The sequence below is a fragment of the Methylophaga lonarensis MPL genome (assembly GCF_000349205.1).
GTDB lineage: Bacteria > Pseudomonadota > Gammaproteobacteria > Nitrosococcales > Methylophagaceae > Methylophaga > Methylophaga lonarensis.
This window is the reverse complement of sequence record NZ_APHR01000024.1, coordinates 1-19,300: the sequence shown is the minus strand read 5'-3', so window position 1 is coordinate 19,300 and position 19,300 is coordinate 1. Positions and strand designations below refer to the sequence as shown.

Here is a 19,300-nt window from a genome sequence, read left to right as displayed (position 1 = left end):
GTCAGCGTCGGGCCGGAATGCGCATCAGCGTGGCATAAAGCACCGGTGCTGCAATCAGCGACAGTAATGTTGCAAAGGCCAGACCACCCATAATAGTCACCGCCATACTGGCAAAAAATGCATCCCACAACAGTGGCAACATGCCCAGTATGGTGGTCACTGAGGCCAGTAACACCGGCCTCACCCGGCTGACACATGCCTGTTGAATTGCCAGCAGCGCCTCATCTGACTGTTTCAGGCGATCATCAATCTCATCAACCAATACGATAGCGTTCTTCATCAACATGCCAGACAAGCTCAGGAAACCGAGCAAGGCCGTAAAGGTGAATGGCATATCAGTGATCAGCAGAGCGGCCGTCACCCCACACAAGGACATTGGCACAATCAACCAGACAATGAGGGGTTGTCTCAATTTGCCAAACAATAAAATACTGATAATCAGCATCACCAGAAAACTGATGGGCAACTGTGCGCCAAGACTGCTCTGAGCATCTCGTGAACTCTCATATTCACCGCCCCACTCCAGGTGATAACCAGCGGGCAGTTCAATTGCTTCAAGCTGCGGCATCAAACCGGCCAGTACCCGCTCAGTATTCAGACCGATTTCCGGGTTAGCCTGCACGGTAATGGTTCGTTGTCGATCTCGACGATGAATCAGGGCATCTTCATATACCAGCTCAAAACCACTGACCACCTGCAACATTGGCACATATCGCTGCTCAGCCTGACTCCATATTTGTCGATCAGACAAGCGTTCGATTTTTAGACGTTCTTGTTCTGGCGGCCTGACAACCACTGGAATTTGCTCTTCACCTTCACGATAGCTGCCGGTTTGAATGCCTGATGTAGCAAAAGCCAGTGCCACGGCCAAATCTTCGCGATTGACGCCAGCAACACGAGCACGCTCTTCATTGAACAAAGGTCGAATCACCGGCTCCATGGCGCGCCAATCATGACGCACATCGGTCACACCGGGGCTTTGTCGAAAGACTTCACTGGCTTGTTCTGCAAGTTGTCTTAATACCTGCGGGTCGCTGCCGCTGATTCGCGCTTCTATTTTGGCTCCACCACCCGGACCAAACATCAGTTGTTCTGTGTACACATCCGCAGCCGGAAAACGCTCAGCCAGCACTTCACGTAACTGTCGCATCAGCGGCGGGATCTGTGAGCGATGCTCAGTTCTGACTATCAGATGGCCATAAGCCTTATTGGGTTGCTCTGGTGAATAGGTCAACATAAAACGCGAAGCGCCACGGCCAATAAAACTGCTGACCGACTCCACTCCTTGCATATCCATCACCAGCTGTTCAACTTCCGCCATATCTCGGCTGGTTGCACGAATATCACTGCCTTGCGGCAGGTAATAACTGACAAAAAACAAAGGTGTATTAGATGCCGGGAAAAAAGCCTGTTTGACCTGGGAAAAACCGACCACACTGAGTCCTGTCAGGGTTAATAACAACAGAATTGTCAGCGTTCGATAACGCAATGAACTCATCAACAGCCAGCGATATGCACGGAAAAAACTGCCTGAATACAGACTGGATTCATCCTGTGCATCACCGCCTTTTTTGAGTAGATAATGCCCCAGCAACGGCGTGACGGTGACGGCCAGCACCCAACTCAGCAGCAGGGAAATGCCGATAACGGCAAACAATGAAAACAAAAACTCACCGACACTGTCTGGCGACAAGCCAATACCGGCAAAGGCCATAATGCCGATAACCGTTGCTCCGAGGAGTGGCAACTGAGTTCGGGCAGCGGCCTCAACAGCGGCCTGCCTCGAAGACAGACCCTTGCGAATATTAATCAACATGCCTTCTGCCACCACGATGGCATTATCCACCAGCATGCCCATGGCGATAATCAGGGCGCCCAGCGAGATGCGTTCCATCTCGATATCAAACACCCCCATGAAGAACAAGGTTCCCATTACCGTCAACAGCAAGGTGGAACCGACGACCAGACCGGGTCGCCAGCCCATGGCCAGACACAAAACCAATACCACGATTGAGACTGATAACAACAGGCTGACCATGAAGCTGTTGATTGCCTCATCGACCACCTTGTGCTGCTCATAGATGGGATGCAACTCTACGCCCAAAGGTATTCGATATGACAGTTGTTGCAGGCGTTTATCAACCGCTTGACCTACCTCGACAATATTGGCATCGGTATGTGCGGCGATGGCCAGCGTAAAGGCTTGCATTCCATTGAAGCGAATGATATGTGACGGAATTTCTGCTCGCTCGCGACTGACTGTCGCGACATCCATCAGACTGATTTGAGTGGTCGTACCAGGCATGCCAATGCGCAGATTGGCAATATCGGTCACGGTATCAAAGCCGGGAGGCGACACTAGCCGAATACGCTGATCATCAATTGAAATCGCGCCGCTGCTAACCACGATATTTTCAGACTGCAGGGTATCGAGAATCAGCTGGATCGGGATGCCCAAAGAACTGAGTTGCTCGTTGGAGACATCCACATAGATGGTTTCCTCCTGCTCTGCCGCGGTTTGCACCTTGGCAACACCGGGTACCGTCAATAACTCACGCCGCAGAAACCGCGACAAATCCAAAAGCTCACGGTCGCTGAAACCAGGTGCGGTCACCGCATAGAAAATACCAAAGACATCACCAAAATCATCATTAATCACCGGCGCATGTGCGCCATCGGGTAATTGATGTCGGCTGTCGCCAACCTTGCGTCGCAATTCGTCCCAAATTTGGGTGATTTCAGCGCCCTGATAGCGATCCTGGATTTCTACGGTGATTTCAGAGACGCCCGGCATGGACTTGGAGGTAATTTTATCCAACTGGCTCATCTGCTGAATGGCTGATTCCAGCGTTTCGGTCACTTCCAATTCAACTTCCTGAGCGGTTGCACCAGGATATTCTGTGGTAATGATGGCTGTTTTAAGGGTAAAGGCTGGATCTTCAAGCCGTCCCATGCTGGTCAATGCCCACAGCCCACCCAGCAGGCAAAGCAGGATCAGCAGCCAGATATTGACAGGTCGATCAATCGCATAGCCGGCAATACTCATCTAAAACCCCTGAAAAGGTCTAACCTGCTGACCGGGGTATAGATGGGCATGACCTGCCATGACGATGGTCTCATCACCTGAAAGTCCATCCAGAACTTCGAGTTGCTCGGAACGAATTTCACCAACGCTGACAGCCGTTGGCTGTACTTCACCGCTGTCAGGATTGTAGATCCAGACTCGTAGCTCATTGGGATTACGACTATCCAAAGCACTGAGCGGAATCATCACCATTGTTTGTCCGATTCGTTCACCTCGCAAAGCTGCCACAACCCTGAGAGTCATACCAGGCAACACTGTCAGACTCTCCGGCATTGGCAACGTGAAAGTGACCTGATAGGTTTGCGTCACTGCATCAACTTCAGTTTGATGTTCCCGATAAGTCAATGGATAACGTATCTGTTGGCCAGCCTCTTCAAACTCGGCAAAAATATCGTAGTTTTCAATCCCCAGAGAAGATTGAATCAGCTGCTCGGGTACGTGAATATGCACGCGTAACTCGTTGACATTTTGCACCCTGACAATCGGTGTTCCGGCCTGAACACTACTGAACTGCTCAACCAGTCGTCTTGATACCAGCGCATCAAACGGTGCCAGCAATCGCGCGTAATAGAGGTTACGCTCGGCATTTTCTACGGTGACGTTGGCAAGATCATAAGCGGACTGCAACATATCAAGTTCAGAGGGTGTGACGTAGCCCTTTTCGCGTAACGGTCTGGCACGTTCCAAATCCTTGCGGGCCTGCTCCATCTGCAACTGGGCTTCGCGCACCTGACGCTGGAAATCCTGCGGGTCCAGAGCGGCAATCAACTGACCGCTGGGCACAATTTGTCCATGCTGCACCGGCAAACGTTCAAGTTTACCTCCCACCTGAAAGGCCAAATCAACGGTGCTGACGGCATCCACCTGACCGACAAAATGCCGTTCTGCTGCAAATGATTGCTGGGTGACCTGATATAGCTGAACTGTACGTAATTGCGAAGGTTCAGGTGTGGACTGCTGTTCGCCACATGCGGTTAACAAGGTCAGCAATGCCAATACAATCAAACCGTTATAATGTCGCATCGTGCCCTCGCTTTGTGTCTATTGCCAGCCAACTCTGCCTGTTTGTGACGTAGGTCTAGCGCCGATTTTCCGCTGGCTCGACCGGGTTTAACTCCGCCACCGGCGGATTCATACTGATAGTACGTTGTGGGAATGGAATAGTTAAGCCCGCAGCTTCAATGGCTTCCTTGGCACTTCTAGTCAGTGCCCAGCTAGTCTCCCAAAATACATCCACCGGTGCCCAGGCACGTAATTGCAGATTAACAGCACTATCAGCAATTTCGGTGACAAATGCCTGTGGTGCCGGATCTTCCATGACATCCGGGTGCTGTCTGGCGATATTCAATAATGCCTCAATCGCTGTTTCAATCGAATCACTGTAGGAAATACCAATGTTGATCTCCATTCTTCGCCGCCCATTGCGGGTGAAATTGATCAATGGCTGTCCCCACAAGCGACTATTAGGTATGGACACAAATAAGCCATCACGCGCTTGTAAAATGGTCGTGAACAGGCCAATTTCCTTGACTCTGCCGCTGATACCGCCACATTCAATAAAATCGTCAATGCGGTAAGGCCGAAGAAATAACAACATAATCCCGGCGGCGATATTGCTCAGTGTATCGCGCAGTGCCAGTCCGATGGCCAGACCGGCCGCACCGAGTAAAGCGATAATGCTGGTGGTATTAAAGCCGAACATATCCAGAATGATCAGAATCCCGATCACAAACACCAGATAGCCCAGCGTTGAGCTGATCAGACTAACCACCAGAGGATCGATAGCACCCAATCGATAGTTGGCTTTTCTGAAGGCACGTCGAATCAGTCTGGAAATGACCGAACAGACATACAAGATCAGCAACACCAGCAATATTTTTCCGCTCACCGTTAATAACAGATCGCTGTATTGTTGCCAGAGCATTTCAAGTGCTTCGAGCATCACAAAAGTCCTCTACCAGACCATCTGACTGATGATGAGGTAACTTGTGTACGAGACAAATGCCAACAGGAAAAACAGCCCTTGCCAGCGGCCAATTTGCCGTTTTTTCCGGTAAGCAAAAATAAACAGCAACAGCGTTAACAAGCCGGTGACCAGCATGTCGCGTGTCAAAACCTCGGATGGCACTGCCAGTGGATGAATCATACCGGCTATGCCCACAACAACGAGGGTATTGAACAGGTTAGAACCAATCACATTGCCCAGCGCCATATCGTGTTCGCCCTTCCTCAAGGCTGCCAGTGAAGACGCGAGTTCAGGCAAGGATGTCCCAATTGCCACCACGGTAAGACCGATCACCAGGTCGCTGACACCGGCAAGTTCTGCTGTTTCGACAGCGCCCCAGACCAGCATTCTGGAGCTGAGGATCAACAGCATCAATCCCGCCAGCAACCAGGCCAGCGCCGACGAGACAGATACTTTTTCTGCTGCTGCAATTTCTGATTCAATCTCCAGCGCAAGTTCATCACCAGATTGTCTGGACTGCCAGACGCTCCACACCATCAAACCGGCAAACACCACCAGCAATGCCAGCGCATCCCAGCGTGATAGCTGACCGTTGATCAGTTGCACCGCCGCAAACAGGGTAATGACCAGTAAAATTGGCAGTTCGCGCTTAACTACATTCGAATGCACTTGCAAAGGACTGATAAAGGCAACCAGACCAATGATTAAGGCAATATTGGCAATATTGGAACCATAGGCATTACCCAGTGCCAAACCGGGGTTTCCCTGCACGGCGGCAAATGCAGACACCACCATTTCAGGGGCAGAGGTACCAAAACCGAGAATAACCATGCCGATAAGCAAAGGCGGCATATTGAAATGACGTGCCACTACAGCGGCACCATCGACAAACCTGTCAGCACTCCAAACCAGCAGAACCAGACCCAGCACTACCGCAGCCAGGGGCAACCACATATACATTCCTTTATCAGCAGAAAATCAGTCCCGGTGATTATAGTGCAGGGCAACAACGAATGATATTGCTCATCGCCGACGGTCAGGGCGGACATGTCGCTGAACAATTCGCTGGCTGTCCTGTCTGACATCCGCCCGGTTTCGATACGACCATAGCCTTTCTCTTGCAGCTCGGCCACTGGCCTGTAAATCAACCATCGGCTTTGGGTAGTCTTCGCCGAGCAGCACATTCCACATCAACTGCTCCATTTCGGTCATTTGCCAGGGCTGATGAATCAAGTCATCCGGCAAGGCAGACAATTCCGGACACCACCGACGAATAAAGCCGCCTTGTGCATCATGTTCCTGGGACTGCTTGACCGGGTTATAAATGCGAATGGTATTGGTGCCGGTCACGCCCGCCTGCATCTGAAACTGCGGATAATGAATGCCCGGTTCAAAGTCGAGAAACAAGGCCGCTAGATGCTCGACGCCAAATCGCCAGTCTATATTCAGGTGATGACACAAAAAACTCACCAGCATCGCTCGCATGCGAAAATTCAGATAGCCGGTTTGTTGCAGACAGCGCATACAGGCATCAATCAGTGGATAGCCGGTTTGCCCAGATTTCCAGGCGATTAAATCCTGCTGACATTCATCCCGGTCACGGTAAGGAAAATCAATATATCCATGATTGACGGGGCGCAGTTGCATGGACGTTTCACTTTCAAATTTTTGAATGAAGTGACAATGCCAGTGCAATCTCGACGCCAATGCTGCAAGCGCTCTGCGCCAGCCGGGTCGATGCCAGTCCTCGAGTAAGCGCTGATACACCGTCCGCATGCTCAAATTACCCCAGGCAAGATAAGCCGACAGCCGAGAGCAACTGTCACGACTTAGCTCGGGTGATGAAATATGTCGGTGATAGTGTTGGCCTCGTTCAGCAAAAAAATCCTCAAGTACCCCAAGTGCTGCTGTTTCACCGCCAATTTGCATATTTGCATCGACACCTGTCCATGATGCAGGAGGTGTGAACTGTTGCTGGATGCTGACAAAACGAGCACTGGTCAAGCTTGGCTGTTGCTGGGGAGCTCGCATACGCACATGCCAGACCTTATCCCAGTCATGGCGATGCTTTGCCGCACGGATCACCCCTGCATAGTTTGCTTCATGCCAGTCAATGGCGTGCTGTTCACACCATTGCGCCAGCTTTCGATCACGCTCAAAGGTATTGAGCAATCCAACTTCCTGAGAAGAGAAAATGCGCCGGACAGTGTATTTTTCGTTAAGCCCTGCCATCACCTGCAACACATCCCCCTGAACAATGCACAACTGTGCATTGAACGCTGCCAGCCGCTGCTGCATGTCTTGCAGCGATTGCCAGACAAAACGCCAGTGTCGCTCATCATAGTGAGCATCGTTCAACAGCATGGGTTCGAAAATGTACAAAAGCAGCACCGGCTCCTGTTGCAGGCAAGCTTGTTCAAGCGGTTCATGATCGGCAAGTCTCAGATCGCGCTTGAACCAGACAATATTGACCACGGGCTTCATGAACGAGGGCGAGGCGGCATGATTGGCCAGTCAGCAGCATCAAGTGAATCCAGCGGTTGATTGCCCTCGCCACCCTGCCACTTGTTGATGAAGATGCCGTCAGGATCATACTCGCGTGTTTGTTTTTCCAGATTGAAATGTCGACCACCACGCGGATCCGCACCAACACCTGCAATGTACTGCCAGTTACCCCAGTTGGACGCCATATCGTAGTCAATCAGTTGCTGTTCAAAATAAGCAGCACCATAGCGCCAGTCCATGCGCAACTCGTGAATAAAGGCACTGGCAACAATCTGCCGACCACGATTACTCATGTAGCCGGTTTCATTCAGCTCATGCATCAAGGCATTGACCAGTGGATAAGGCGTATTGCCATGACACCAGCGTTGATAACGCTCAGGATAAAAACAACAACGCACCGGTTTTTGCGTGATACCTGCCGGGGTAAACAAGCGATAGCCATGTTGGATGGCATACCACTGAAAATACTCTCGCCATAACAACTCAACAAAAATCCACTTCGTTGAATCATTCGCCCCATGCAGACGTTCATATTGACGCAGACAACTGTGAATGTAGCGTGCCGACAAACTGCCATTGGCCAACCACGGCGAAAAACGGGTTGAATTAAGCCAGCCATCAAGTGCATTCCGCGTTTGTTTATAGCTTGATGCAGCTTCGCTGGAAAAATAATTGCCAAGATGTGTCAACGCCGCTCGCTCACCGCCTTTGAACAGCGTATTCAACGCTGCTTGCTGCTGCGGAATCGATGTAAATTCAAGCGGTGGCGGCGATGGTAAATAAGTCATTGCCTTTTGTGCAGCAGGCACCTGCAGCGTCTCTACCTTGCGGCGAAACTGGCTGAAGCTTTTTGGCAAATCGTCAATGGCAAAGGGTAAGTCTTCACGGTGAAACAAAGTGAAAGTATCCGTTTCCAGAAACCGGGTTCCGGGAAAGCTTCGCTGCAAAGTCGCCCACTGTCGCTGTTCGTATATGCCGGGATGAGCGCTGCGGCCGACATGGCTGATCTGATGCTGTTCAATCAATTGACTGATCGCCGCCACAGGTCGCTGCTCAAGCACTAAAAGCGTTTGACCGAGATCGGTCAGTGCTTCTTGCAAATCAGCCAAGGATTCCAGCAAAAACCGATAGCGCTGCTGCCCCATGGCTCGACTATTCAGGCCATTGGGCTTAAGCCATTCAGGGTCTATACAAAAAACGCATACTAAACGGTCAACCCGGTTAGCTAATTGCCAAAGTGCCGTTTGATCATGCAATCGCAGATCATTATTGAACCAGAACAGTCCAGTTTGGGTCATTTAGGGGTATCCATTGAGCATCGGCCACCAAAAAGGTCGCGCACAAGCATTCATGACTACTGACAGATAAAAAAGGTTCTTGATAAACGTTATGTCAACACATCAACTGACTTTGTTCTATGACGGCCGTTGCGCTCTGTGCATGCGGGAAATCATCCAACTCATGCAACTTGATGCGGCCGGACGTATTTGCTTTGAAGATATTCATGCCGATGATTTTGCTGATCGCTATCCTGACATTGATCCTGTCGAAGCGGATCGCCGACTGCATGGCAAACTGAACAACGGCACAATGATTTACGGACTGGATGTCACCGTCAGTGCCTGGCAACTGGTCAACAAACATCGCTGGCTGGTCATTTTGCGTTGGCCTGTCATCAAACACGGTGCAGATATAGGCTACCGTTTGTTTGCAAGGTATCGTCATTCGATATCACGCTGGTTCAAACATCCCGATGCTTGTGGGTGTCAGGTTAGACGTGACTAAGCCAGTAATAACCGTAAGCCGGTATCACCAGATTGCCACCGAACTGTTCAGGTGCCTGGCCACTGATTAAATCCACCAGTCGTCCCTGATAATGCTGAGACCAGCGGGAATCTCTGCCAGCTCAAGCTGTTGGGGTCTATCGGCAAAATTGCTCACCACCAGCACCGGTTCACTGCCCTGGGTCAATTGATAACGTTCAAATACAAACAGATGCGGGTTTGAGGTATCCAGCAATTGCCGGTTATTCAGATCAGCAAATACGCTGTTTTCCTTGCGCACGGCAATCATATTTTTTAATGCTGTGAATATCCGAAACTCAACCGTACCCGGTGTATTACGTCGCTCTGCCCGCTGCCAGTCAATTTTGGGTCGATGAACCCAGCGCGAATCGTTCATTTTGCTTGGGTCTTCGCGATAACTGTCATCGTTGAGGGTACCCAGCTCATCGCCGTAATACAGCAGCGGTAATCCACCAAAACTCAGTACCAGACTGTGCAGCAGCAAAACCAGTCTGACAGCCGCATCTTCGGCGGCCAGATCGCCGGATTCAATGGCATATTGCAATCCAATCAGTGATGCCAACGAGCCTGAAATACGGGTGTCTCCGGTACGTTCATTCTGACCAAATGGCAATCCCCTGGCATGTGACGCATCAAAGCGTCCGAGAAAATAATCAATCAAAAAACGACGATGTTCCTGAGGCTGATAGCCGGCCAATGCGATGTCACGATCATCAAATCCCAGGCCAATATCATCATGGCAGCGTATATAGTTGAGCCAGGTCGCCCGATCCAGTTTTCCTGGCAGGCTTTTCAGGCCCTGTTCCAACAGCCGGGTATTTTTGGTGGCCACCGCGTCCCACATCAGGGCCATAAAGGTCGCGTTGTAGGCAATTTCGCATTCCTTGGCGATGACCGCGTCCTCGCCGAAATATTTGATCACCTCAACCGGCGCAACAATCGCTTCAGCAATGAATAAAACGCCGGGAGCGGTCACCTGACAGCAATCTTTGAATAGCTGCAAGATTAGATGTGCTTCCCGTTCGTTCTGACAGGTGCTGCCGATTTTTTTCCAGAGAAAGGCAACGGCATCCAGCCTCAATATGTCTGCACCCTGATTGGCCCAGAACAGAATGACATCGAGCATTTCAATGAAAATCGCTGGGTTGCTGTAATTCAAATCCCACTGATATTCATTGAACACCGTCATGACCCATCGCTGCATGTGCTCATCCCAGGTGAAGTTACCTGGCGCAGTTTCAGGAAATACCTCCGGCATGCTTTGTTCAAACATATCCGGAACATGGCGATTCTCGAAGGTGTAATAGTAAGACTGATAAGGTGGATAACCTGCACGCGCTTTTTGTGCCCACTCGTGCTCATCTGAAGTGTGATTCAGCACAACGTCCAGCACCAGTAACATATCTCGCTGACGCATTTCATCGGCCAGCTGATTTAAATCCTCCAGTGTGCCAACCCGTGGATCAACCTCCCGGAAATCACTAACCGCATAGCCACCATCACTGCGCCCTTCAGGACACTGCATGATTGGCATGATATGCACCAGATTAACTCCCAGCTCCTGAAGATAATGCAGATGTTGACGCACCCCTTGCAGGTCTTCGGCAAAACCATTGCTATAGAGCGCCATGCCGACCCATTTTTGGCTGAGAAACCAGTTGAAATCCTGTTCTCTTTCAATATCTCTAGCCCGTAATTCCGGACCGCGACGAATGTATTGCCGGGCCATGGTTTCAACCAGTCGCTGGGCTTGCTCAGCAAAGTCATCACGCTGTCCGTAAAGCCGTTCAAACAAGGAATGGATGGCATAAAAGTTAGCGCCGAGGCGAGTATAAAAATATCGCAAATCCTGCTTGATGAACTCAGGTTCAATCTGATTGAGAATGCTGTTTAACAGCGCATGGGATTGTTGTTCGTACATAGCAATTACAAGTTCAGGGATTGGTAAAAACGACGATCACGAATCAGCGCACCACGTTCGCCAATGACACGCGAGGCAAACGCCTGGGCACGCTCGATAATTTGTTCAAGTGGCCAGTCAGCGGCAAGGCCGTGAATATACATGGCAGAAAAAGCGTCACCCGCTCCCACGCTATCGACAAATTTGTCGGGTTTCACCGCCGGCATTTCTATGAAATTACCTTCGTTACTGCGGACAATGACGCCCTCAGACCCCAATGTCACAATCAGTTGTTTGAGCAGAAAATTACTCTGCAAACGCGTCATGTCCTGACGCAAATCGGCCGAGGCAAATCCCAGCATTTTCATTTCGTGGTGATTCAGTTTGACCCAGTCGGCTGCCTCCAGCGCTTGATAGCAATGTTGCTTGTTCCACCATGGCTCTCGCAGATTCACATCAACAAACACCTTGCACTGAGAACTACTGACCAGGCTTTCCAGACTGGCCGCCGACACCGGGTTACGCAGCGCCAAAGTGCCGTGATACAGCAAGCTATTCGCATCCAGTTTCGGCATCCGGCTGGTGTCGATAAAATCAAAAGCAGCGTCGGGCTTGATGTCATAGCTGGGTTCATTATCAACAATGCTGACTTCGACTTGTCCGGTTGGATGCAAGGCATCCAGTTGCAGACTGTGATCATCCATTTGCCAATCCTGCATGGCACGGCGGATTTGCTGACCATAGGCATCCTTGCCGGTTCTGGAAAGAAAGCGAGGCTGGTCGCCAAAGGCTTGCAGATGCCAGGCGACGTTGAAGGGTGCACCACCGAGAATAGCGTCACCTTCGGGAAAACAATCAAATAAAACTTCACCAAACACGGCTATCTGACTGAATTGACTCATGAGTGGACTCCTGTCTGCAGACGATCTCTGAATTCGGGCATGAAATGCCAGACACCTTGCAAGACGCCTGCGCTGTAATTGCCATTCATGCCCAACGGGTCAGGATCCGTTGCCAGCAATAATTGACTGGGATGACCGTTATCCTGGGATAGCAGCACCGCCAGTTGCTTGATTTCGTTGCTGGCGTTATGCACCAGCACTGATTGAAATTCACTGACCAATACCGGCAGATCATTGCCACTGTCACCGGCAAAAACCACTTGCTCGGCAGCAAATTGCAGATGCTGCTGCAAAAACTCCAGCGCATGTAACTTGGTGGCTCTGGCAGGCAAGACATCCAGCAGACCAATATTGGTCAGTTCATCAATACTCCACATGACAGTGGCTTTGACGCCTAGTTCATCAAGTCGTTGCTGCATGGTGGCCATCACTGACTGATTATCGTGATACACCGGCAGATAAAAACTCAGCTTGTGGGTGTTCTGTTTGCTGAATTCCTGCAGCTTGAGACCTTCAATATCCTGTAACGCCAGCTTCAGTTGCTGATGGCTCTTGCCAGACCAGTCCTTGGCTATTTCCTGCTGCCACTGACTCATTTCCTGCCATTGCTGTTGCTGGAACTGGTAGACCTTGCTGCCAACATCCGTCACCAGATAATCGGGTTCGGGCAATTGGTAACTGCGAATAGCTTTTTCGACCAGCTGTCGATGCCGCCCGGTGATATAAACCAGCGTCACTTCCGGTAACTGGCAAAACTTGCGAAACCGCATTCTTGCCTCCAGATGCTCCGGCTCTACCCCGTTGGGAATCACGGTGCGATCCATATCGGTGCACAGCAATAATCGGGATTCGCTCATGTTGGTGTCCTGGCTGTCGATTCTAAAAATTGATAATGCTCAAGTGCTTCGATAATGCCCGCAGCATAGGCAGACTTGGCAAAGTAGATATCACTCGCCGCGCTGAGTTGAGATAGCTCTTCATGATGTCGATTGGCGACCACTGCCGCCAGCGTATTGCCACGCATCATGTCTTCATCGGCGCCACTGCCACCGGCCACAAATATCTGCTCCAGAGGGATCTGCCAACGATCTGCCACATAACGCATGGCCATGCCCTTGGAGGCACGTTGCGGCAGAATATCCAGATACTGACCAAAGGCCACTTGAACATGCACTGACAGTTCCTCTCGGTGCAGCAGATGCTTGATCCGTTCTATCTCAATCTTCTGTGGATCGAAGTAATAGCTGATCTTGAAACGACTCTGTTCTTCTTTGGGCTGACGCTGCAGTCCGGGTAACTGATCCAGCACTTCACGCACTTTGTGGGGGGCCCAGTGATGATCAATATGCCGCGACCAGACAACATCCGTGGTCAGCTTGGGCGCGTAACACACTTCTGTACCACTGCTGGTGATCAGGATATCCGGCTCTGGGATGCCGTGTTTTTTCATTAATTTCAGCGCCTGATCCAAGCGGCGTCCGGTCGCGATGATAAAGCTTGTGCTATGCCGATGTTGATGCAGCATAGCCAACAACGCTTGCAAAGCCGCCTCGTCACCAATCAGGCTCAGATCCAGATCAGTCACCAGTGCCTTTTCAGCTCGCCGATGTTGAACCTGTGCCGTTGAAGCTTTGTGACGCAATTGCCCTGGCTCAGGTAAGTCTCGCAGTAATTCGACATACTGCCGAGCATGTGCCTGCCATGAATAATACTTTTTGACACCCTCCAAGCCGGCATCCCGGTAGCTTTGCCATAAGTCATGATCTGCCAGAATTTTTTCAAGCGCCGTGGTAATGGATGTCGGCTCGAGTGGATCGATGAGCTCACCGTTTCGACAGTTAGCTAATATATCAACAGGACCACCATCCTCTGTCGCCACCACCGGTAATCCGGAGGCAGCCGCTTCGATTAAGGTCAGTCCAAACGGTTCAGTAAGCGCCGGATTGACAAATATTCCGCCTGTCGCTGCCACCATCCTGTAGATCAATGGCACCTGCTCACGGCCATGGTGTTTGGGCAAGGCAACTCTGCCATGCAGGTCATAACGGTCGATAAATTGGAAAATCTCAATAAAAATCTCCCGCGCCGCATCATCCAGATCGTCAATATCATCGCGGTTGCCAGCGACAATCATCAGATTGGCCTGTAACTGCAGGGCAGTAGATTGGCCGTAAGCCTCAATCAGTGAGGTGATGTTTTTGCGTCTGTCTGGCCGTGACAAGGCAAGAATAATGGGTTTATCCGGATATTTGAGATGTTTGGTAAATTCGCCCCATAGTTGCGAATCGATGTGCTTGGCAGCTTGTTCCGCTGGGTGAAAAGCCTTCAAATCTGTGCCGGGCGCAATCACTCGCATCTGTTCAGGCAAGTAATGATCGTAGAGACCATATTGCTCTTCGATTTCCTGATGGGTGCTGGTGATAATCAGATCGGCTGTCGCTAGAACCGTTTCTTCTGCCTCAATCCGACGTTGCATGTTGTAGTCATGTTCCAATTGCGCCGCCGTCGCACCTACAGCCAGCAAACGTCGGCTTTTTACCCGACCCAGCGAGTGGCCGGTATGTATCAACGGCAAGGCCAGACGGTTGGCGACATTTACCCCGACAAAACCTGCATCGGCGTAATGACTGTGCAACACATCCGGCAAGCGCGGCTGCTGATGCAGATAAGACACCAGATGGTCAGCAAAGGCATCCAGATAATCCCAAAGCTGCTCTTTCGGCAGATAACGAGTGGTTCCGCAATCAAGACGAACTATTTTTAATTTTGGACTGATGATTTCCTCTGGGCTGGCGTATTCCGAGCCGATTTCAGCACCCTCAAGCCGACGAGTGAAGATTTCCACTTGCTCCACATCGTCACGTTCGGCCAGTGCAGCGGCCAGTTCCAGCACGTAAAGAATCTGCCCTCCGGTATCAGCGTCACGCCCCAATTCCGGGGCTGTGCCTCTGAACAGGCCGTGTATACTTATGAGCGCGATTTTGAGTGCTACTGTCATGTTCTGATGAGTTAGCCGTAATTCAAGGTGCTGACTGGGTGAGTTGAACAGAGCAACATTGCCACTTTTCAAACTACCCTAGATTCAATGCAATTGACAAATGCCCAGGCTTAACGCGAGATTGAATTTTTCTGCGTCTCTGTCTGTCGGACAGAGAGTAAAGCCTGTCTTGCTGCTATTATTCGAGGACAACTATTCATGCCATTAAAACCTGTTGCTTTCTGCGCCTCGCTGCTGACGGCCATGTTTTTGAGTACCGCTGTCAGTGCCGAACATCACGATCCGGCCTATTGGGCCGAAGCAGAACACCGAAGCGAAGCCAATAAACATCGTAACCAGTACCGAAATCCGGCCGAGACGCTGGCATTTTTTGGTATCAGCAGTGATATGACTGTGATCGAAGTTTGGCCTGGTCGTGGCTGGTACACAGAAATTCTGGCGCCCTGGCTACATCATGGTGGTGGCCGTCTGATTGCTGCTGGCTGGCCCGCTGATATGGGCCCGGAGTGGCGCTTGAATTTCCGAGCTGAGTACAACCAGTGGCTGGAAGATAATCAGTCATTGTTTGGCGAAGTTAAAGTCACTGAGCTTGGTCCTGAAAATCACTGGTCTATTGCCGAGCCTGGCAGTGCCGATGCGATTGTGACATTTCGAAATGTTCATAACTGGTTAGCAGGCGACTACGCCGAAAAGGCCTTTCATGCCATGTTCCGGGCACTCAAACCTGGCGGCATTCTGGGGGTAGTTGATCATCGCGCCAAAGCGGGCACTGATCTGGAAACCATGAAAAAAAGCGGCTATATCACTGAAGCCAAAGTTGTTGAGCTCGCTGGGCTGGCCGGCTTTGTGTTTGAGGCTGGCTCAGAAATCAATGCAAACCCGCTGGACTCGACCAACCATCCAGCAGGTGTCTGGACGCTTCCCCCTGCCCTAAGGCTTGGTGACGAGCAGCGTGAACATTATCTGCAGATTGGCGAGAGTGATCGCTTGACTCTTCGCTTTCGCAAGCCAATAGACGCTGATGACCGCGAACACTGCTCCTGTCAGGAAGATCCGCTCAGCGAATCACCTTAACACCAATCTCCAGTGTCACTTCACGCTGCAGGCGGGCTTCAACGGCCTGTTTGATCTGATCCATAGTGTCATCATCAACCGTGGTATCCGATAACAGCGTCAGACCGATTCTAATGGGAGTGCGTTGACTGACCTTGATGTCTGTCAGCGTGACTCCCCCAATGTCCATCCCATCCAGCTGTTGCACAATGCGACTTTCGATGACCATTTTGCTAAAGCCCATCGCGAGAGGAATCGTCAACAAAGCTGCCAAAAACAGTGACAGCAGCAAGCCTCGTCTGGCGCGATGAAACGGGCTGTAGCCCAAAAACATGAAGGTAATCAGGGCGGCCAGAATAATGCCTACCAGATTAGTCAGGTACAGCAGGAATGCTCCCCAGAAAACACTGAAATCCATCCAGCCAAGACCAATCCCGGCCACCGCCAGTGGCGGCACCAGTGCGACCGCAATTGCAACACCGGCCAGACTTTTTGCTACTTCAGCGCGGGCATGAGCATAAGCACCAGCAATCCCCGACACGACTGCAACCCCCAAATCCAACAAGGTCGGACTGATGCGCGCAGCGATTTCACTATTCAATGTGTTCAGCGGGATAAACAAGGTCAGCGCCATCGCACATAACAAAGCCAGTCCAGTGCCTACAGCAATGGTTTTACTGCTGGTGAGCATCAGCTGCTCATCTTGCCTGAGTGTGCCCAGTGCCATTGACACGATCGGCCCCATCAGTGGCGCGAGAATCATGGCGCCGATGACCACCGGAATCGAATTGGCAAACAGGCCAAATGTCGCCAACAGCGTCGATAACACCATCAAGGTCAGATAAGCAGGCGTCGCTTTGGCACTGTCACGCATGATCATGAACAGCTCTTTGAACTCATCGGTGGCGGCATGATGCATCCACGGCAATGGATAACTCAGCAGCTCCAATTTGGCTTTACCGAGCGGCAATGCCTGAGCTTTGACCACTTCTTTACTTTCTGTCGCCGTTTCGCCAATGCTCAACATGCGTCCCGGCCGGAGCCTGAGCACACGTCTTTCAACGCTCAGTGAAATTGAATCACTCGATTCAAGCTGGTTGTCTCTGGTGAAATTGACCGGTTTTCCGGTTTCGATGGTGAGACTGCTGGTTTTTATCAAGCCAATAAACGAAGGCGCGTTACGCGACCAGAAGTTTCTTAAAAACAGCGATGCAAACAAAAACCTGAGCATTTCAAACACACTTCGTGGTGCCAGCACCAGCGCATGCAACATGCCGTCATTGGCATAGGAATCTGCCACCAATCGTCTAGACATCACTGAACTGCGACCATGCTCAACCGCCACAATGCCAAGGGCTGCGGTATCCAGTTCTTTCTGTTTTTTGGTAGTCAGTTGAAAGCCATGAAATTTGACCTGATGGATCGATTTGACCAAATTCCAGAAACGCCTGACGCGAACGGCCAGCGGTTCAATGACTGCCTCACCAGGTGACAAGGTAAAAGCATCGCCAATCACCACCGAGTTAAACACTGGCACCTCGTTACACAGCAACAGATCCAGTTGTTCTGACTGATGGCCGACAATGTCACTGATAGCTTCTTCAATATCTGCACAGATACCAAAACCATATCGCCCATGTTTCATTTCAGGATGCGGCAATAAGCCTAGATGCCAGGGCTGATTGCGAAATCTGAGCACGATGTCGCGCAGGTGGTCATCACTCAGATAACAAATCACCAGATCCGCTTCTTCAAACTGATGCTGGTGTGAATCTTCATAAGCAACCAGTGTTACCTCAAGGCGATATTCCTCAAGTAATGGCTGGATCTGCGATTCGACCAGCTTCTGATCTTGCACTGAGAACAGTAATTTGGCTGGGATACTCGTTGTGCTTGTTTCAAGCGGTTTAACGGAGTCTTCCATCTGAACTAATCCTTATCGAACTTAATTTTTGGCCCGGTTGGCTGGGGCATCGGTGTTTTTGCGATGCTCAATCAAGATCTACAGGCCCTGTGGGGCGATTGTCGGTCACAGCAGACAGCATCGCGTCGCTCACAAGCGGAAAAATCAGCTCTGCCTGGAGTGTTCCTGAGGTTTGATTGTGCACATGATAACTGCCAACAAATCTTTGTGTAGCCGCTTCGAGGATCGCAAGATCCATCACTAACGCTGAACTGTTAGCTGAGGGTATTGAGTCATCACAACGCATTCTCCAGCCGATGCCTCGCTTGGTTGTAAAAAGCTCAAGTTGCAGGCTTTGCTGCGCATGCAGCAGTCGAGCACAGGCAAGCAGACTTCTCAGCATGACTCGTTCAGGTACTGCGATTGTTTGCTGAGCGAGGGCTTCTGACAGGTCGTTGATTTCAAGCGTTATATGCTCTGCCTTCAGGGCTGTTTGCAGTTGAGTATTGAGCTGCCTGACCGACTGCATTGGCTCTCCGGCAAAAGAAAATTCGCCAGTCAGCTCAGACAACAATGCCACATCCTGATCAAGACTGCTGCCGCTTTCAGGCGATAACGGCATTGGATCGGCTGATTTTTTCACGGGCTGGATAATTTTTCGAACCAGACAGACAATCGCGGCCATTAGAAGGCCGATTAGTACAAAGCTCAGCAAGGCTGTTTTGAGCATTGACCATACAAACGGCAACAATCGACTGCCTGCGGCCTGCTCAATATGCAAGGCACCTGCCTGATAAACCAAAACCCGAAACGTCTGACCTTGGTAACTCAAATCACTATAACCAGAGCTGGCAGGTACGGCTGAAAAGTCTGCGGGGAATGAGTTATAAACGACTTCAGGATTACATCTTAAATCCCTGATTAAAATATATCTTTCCCCATAATTAATTCTAGACTCATCAGCCAGTGCGGATTCAATATCATCACAAAAGGGTGATGCCTCAGGCCAGTCGGCAAGCAGCTTTGACTCGGCAAAATTCTGTGCAAAATTTATCAGTTGTGCATCGAGTTCACGGCGCATATCCGAGTATTGACCGGCGACAAACCACGGTAAAATTAGCATCCAGATTAACAGCGTCACAATGCCCATTGACGGCGGTGACTACGTCATCATATTTGCCAA

Annotated in this window: 13 protein-coding genes and 1 pseudogene; 2 read left to right on the top strand and 12 right to left on the bottom strand. The window is 50.7% G+C overall.

The genetic code is table 11. The features are described from left to right. Window position 1: 1 nt before the first annotated feature. The 6 genes from MPL1_RS05015 to MPL1_RS04990 all read right to left on the bottom strand — a co-directional run bounded on the left by MPL1_RS05015 (window position 2) and on the right by MPL1_RS04990 (window position 8,854). Complete coding sequence (locus MPL1_RS05015) at window positions 2-3,046, bottom strand: efflux RND transporter permease subunit (protein ID WP_009726040.1); 3,045 nt, start codon at window positions 3,044-3,046, stop codon at window positions 2-4. Continuing rightward, window positions 3,047-4,108 (bottom strand): efflux RND transporter periplasmic adaptor subunit, encoded by a 1,062-nt coding sequence (locus tag MPL1_RS05010; protein WP_009726039.1) that lies wholly within the window; start codon window positions 4,106-4,108, stop codon window positions 3,047-3,049. 55 nt (window positions 4,109-4,163) lie between these two features. Then, window positions 4,164-5,027: a mechanosensitive ion channel family protein gene (locus MPL1_RS05005; RefSeq protein WP_009726038.1), complete on the bottom strand. Its 864-nt coding sequence runs from the start codon at window positions 5,025-5,027 to the stop codon at window positions 4,164-4,166. 12 nt (window positions 5,028-5,039) lie between these two features. Then, on the bottom strand, window positions 5,040-6,005 hold the full coding sequence (locus MPL1_RS05000) for a calcium/sodium antiporter (RefSeq protein ID WP_009726037.1): 966 nt from the start codon (window positions 6,003-6,005) through the stop codon (window positions 5,040-5,042). 69 nt (window positions 6,006-6,074) lie between these two features. Next, complete coding sequence (locus tag MPL1_RS04995) at window positions 6,075-7,535, bottom strand: FAD-binding domain-containing protein (protein WP_009726036.1); 1,461 nt, start codon at window positions 7,533-7,535, stop codon at window positions 6,075-6,077. Further along, complete coding sequence (locus MPL1_RS04990) at window positions 7,532-8,854, bottom strand: DASH family cryptochrome (protein WP_009726035.1); 1,323 nt, start codon at window positions 8,852-8,854, stop codon at window positions 7,532-7,534. The genes MPL1_RS04995 and MPL1_RS04990 overlap by 4 nt, the downstream gene beginning before the upstream one ends. 91 nt (window positions 8,855-8,945) lie before the next feature. On the opposite strand from MPL1_RS04990, the gene MPL1_RS04985 reads away from it, so the two are divergent. After that, window positions 8,946-9,341 carry a thiol-disulfide oxidoreductase DCC family protein gene (locus MPL1_RS04985; RefSeq protein ID WP_009726034.1) on the top strand — a complete coding sequence of 132 codons (396 nt, stop codon included), beginning with the start codon at window positions 8,946-8,948 and terminating at the stop codon, window positions 9,339-9,341. Here MPL1_RS04985 and MPL1_RS04980 read toward each other — a convergent pair. From MPL1_RS04980 to MPL1_RS04965, 4 genes and pseudogenes are all read right to left on the bottom strand, one after another. Beyond that, window positions 9,328-11,282, bottom strand: a pseudogene (locus MPL1_RS04980) (alpha-amylase family glycosyl hydrolase). The gene MPL1_RS04985 and the pseudogene MPL1_RS04980 overlap by 14 nt on opposite strands. Before the next feature lie 5 nt (window positions 11,283-11,287). After that, window positions 11,288-12,163 (bottom strand): carbohydrate kinase family protein, encoded by an 876-nt coding sequence (locus MPL1_RS04975; RefSeq protein WP_009726032.1) that lies wholly within the window; start codon window positions 12,161-12,163, stop codon window positions 11,288-11,290. After that, complete coding sequence (locus tag MPL1_RS04970; RefSeq protein WP_009726031.1) at window positions 12,160-13,020, bottom strand: HAD-IIB family hydrolase; 861 nt, start codon at window positions 13,018-13,020, stop codon at window positions 12,160-12,162. The genes MPL1_RS04975 and MPL1_RS04970 overlap by 4 nt, the downstream gene beginning before the upstream one ends. Next, complete coding sequence (locus MPL1_RS04965; RefSeq protein WP_040576897.1) at window positions 13,017-15,161, bottom strand: HAD-IIB family hydrolase; 2,145 nt, start codon at window positions 15,159-15,161, stop codon at window positions 13,017-13,019. Before MPL1_RS04965 ends, MPL1_RS04970 begins: the two co-directional genes overlap by 4 nt. A 198-nt stretch (window positions 15,162-15,359) precedes the next feature. On the opposite strand from MPL1_RS04965, the gene MPL1_RS04960 reads away from it, so the two are divergent. Beyond that, entirely contained in the window at window positions 15,360-16,235 is an 876-nt protein-coding gene (locus MPL1_RS04960; protein WP_009726029.1) for a class I SAM-dependent methyltransferase, read from the top strand. Here the strand turns inward: MPL1_RS04960 and MPL1_RS04955 are convergent. Both MPL1_RS04955 and MPL1_RS04950 read right to left on the bottom strand, forming a co-directional pair. Continuing rightward, window positions 16,219-18,138, bottom strand: coding sequence for a TIGR00341 family protein (locus tag MPL1_RS04955; protein WP_009726028.1), 1,920 nt, complete (start codon window positions 18,136-18,138; stop codon window positions 16,219-16,221). The genes MPL1_RS04960 and MPL1_RS04955 overlap by 17 nt on opposite strands. A 67-nt stretch (window positions 18,139-18,205) precedes the next feature. After that, entirely contained in the window at window positions 18,206-19,198 is a 993-nt protein-coding gene (locus tag MPL1_RS04950) for a hypothetical protein (protein ID WP_235045537.1), read from the bottom strand. Between the last annotated feature and the right edge of the window lie 102 nt (window positions 19,199-19,300).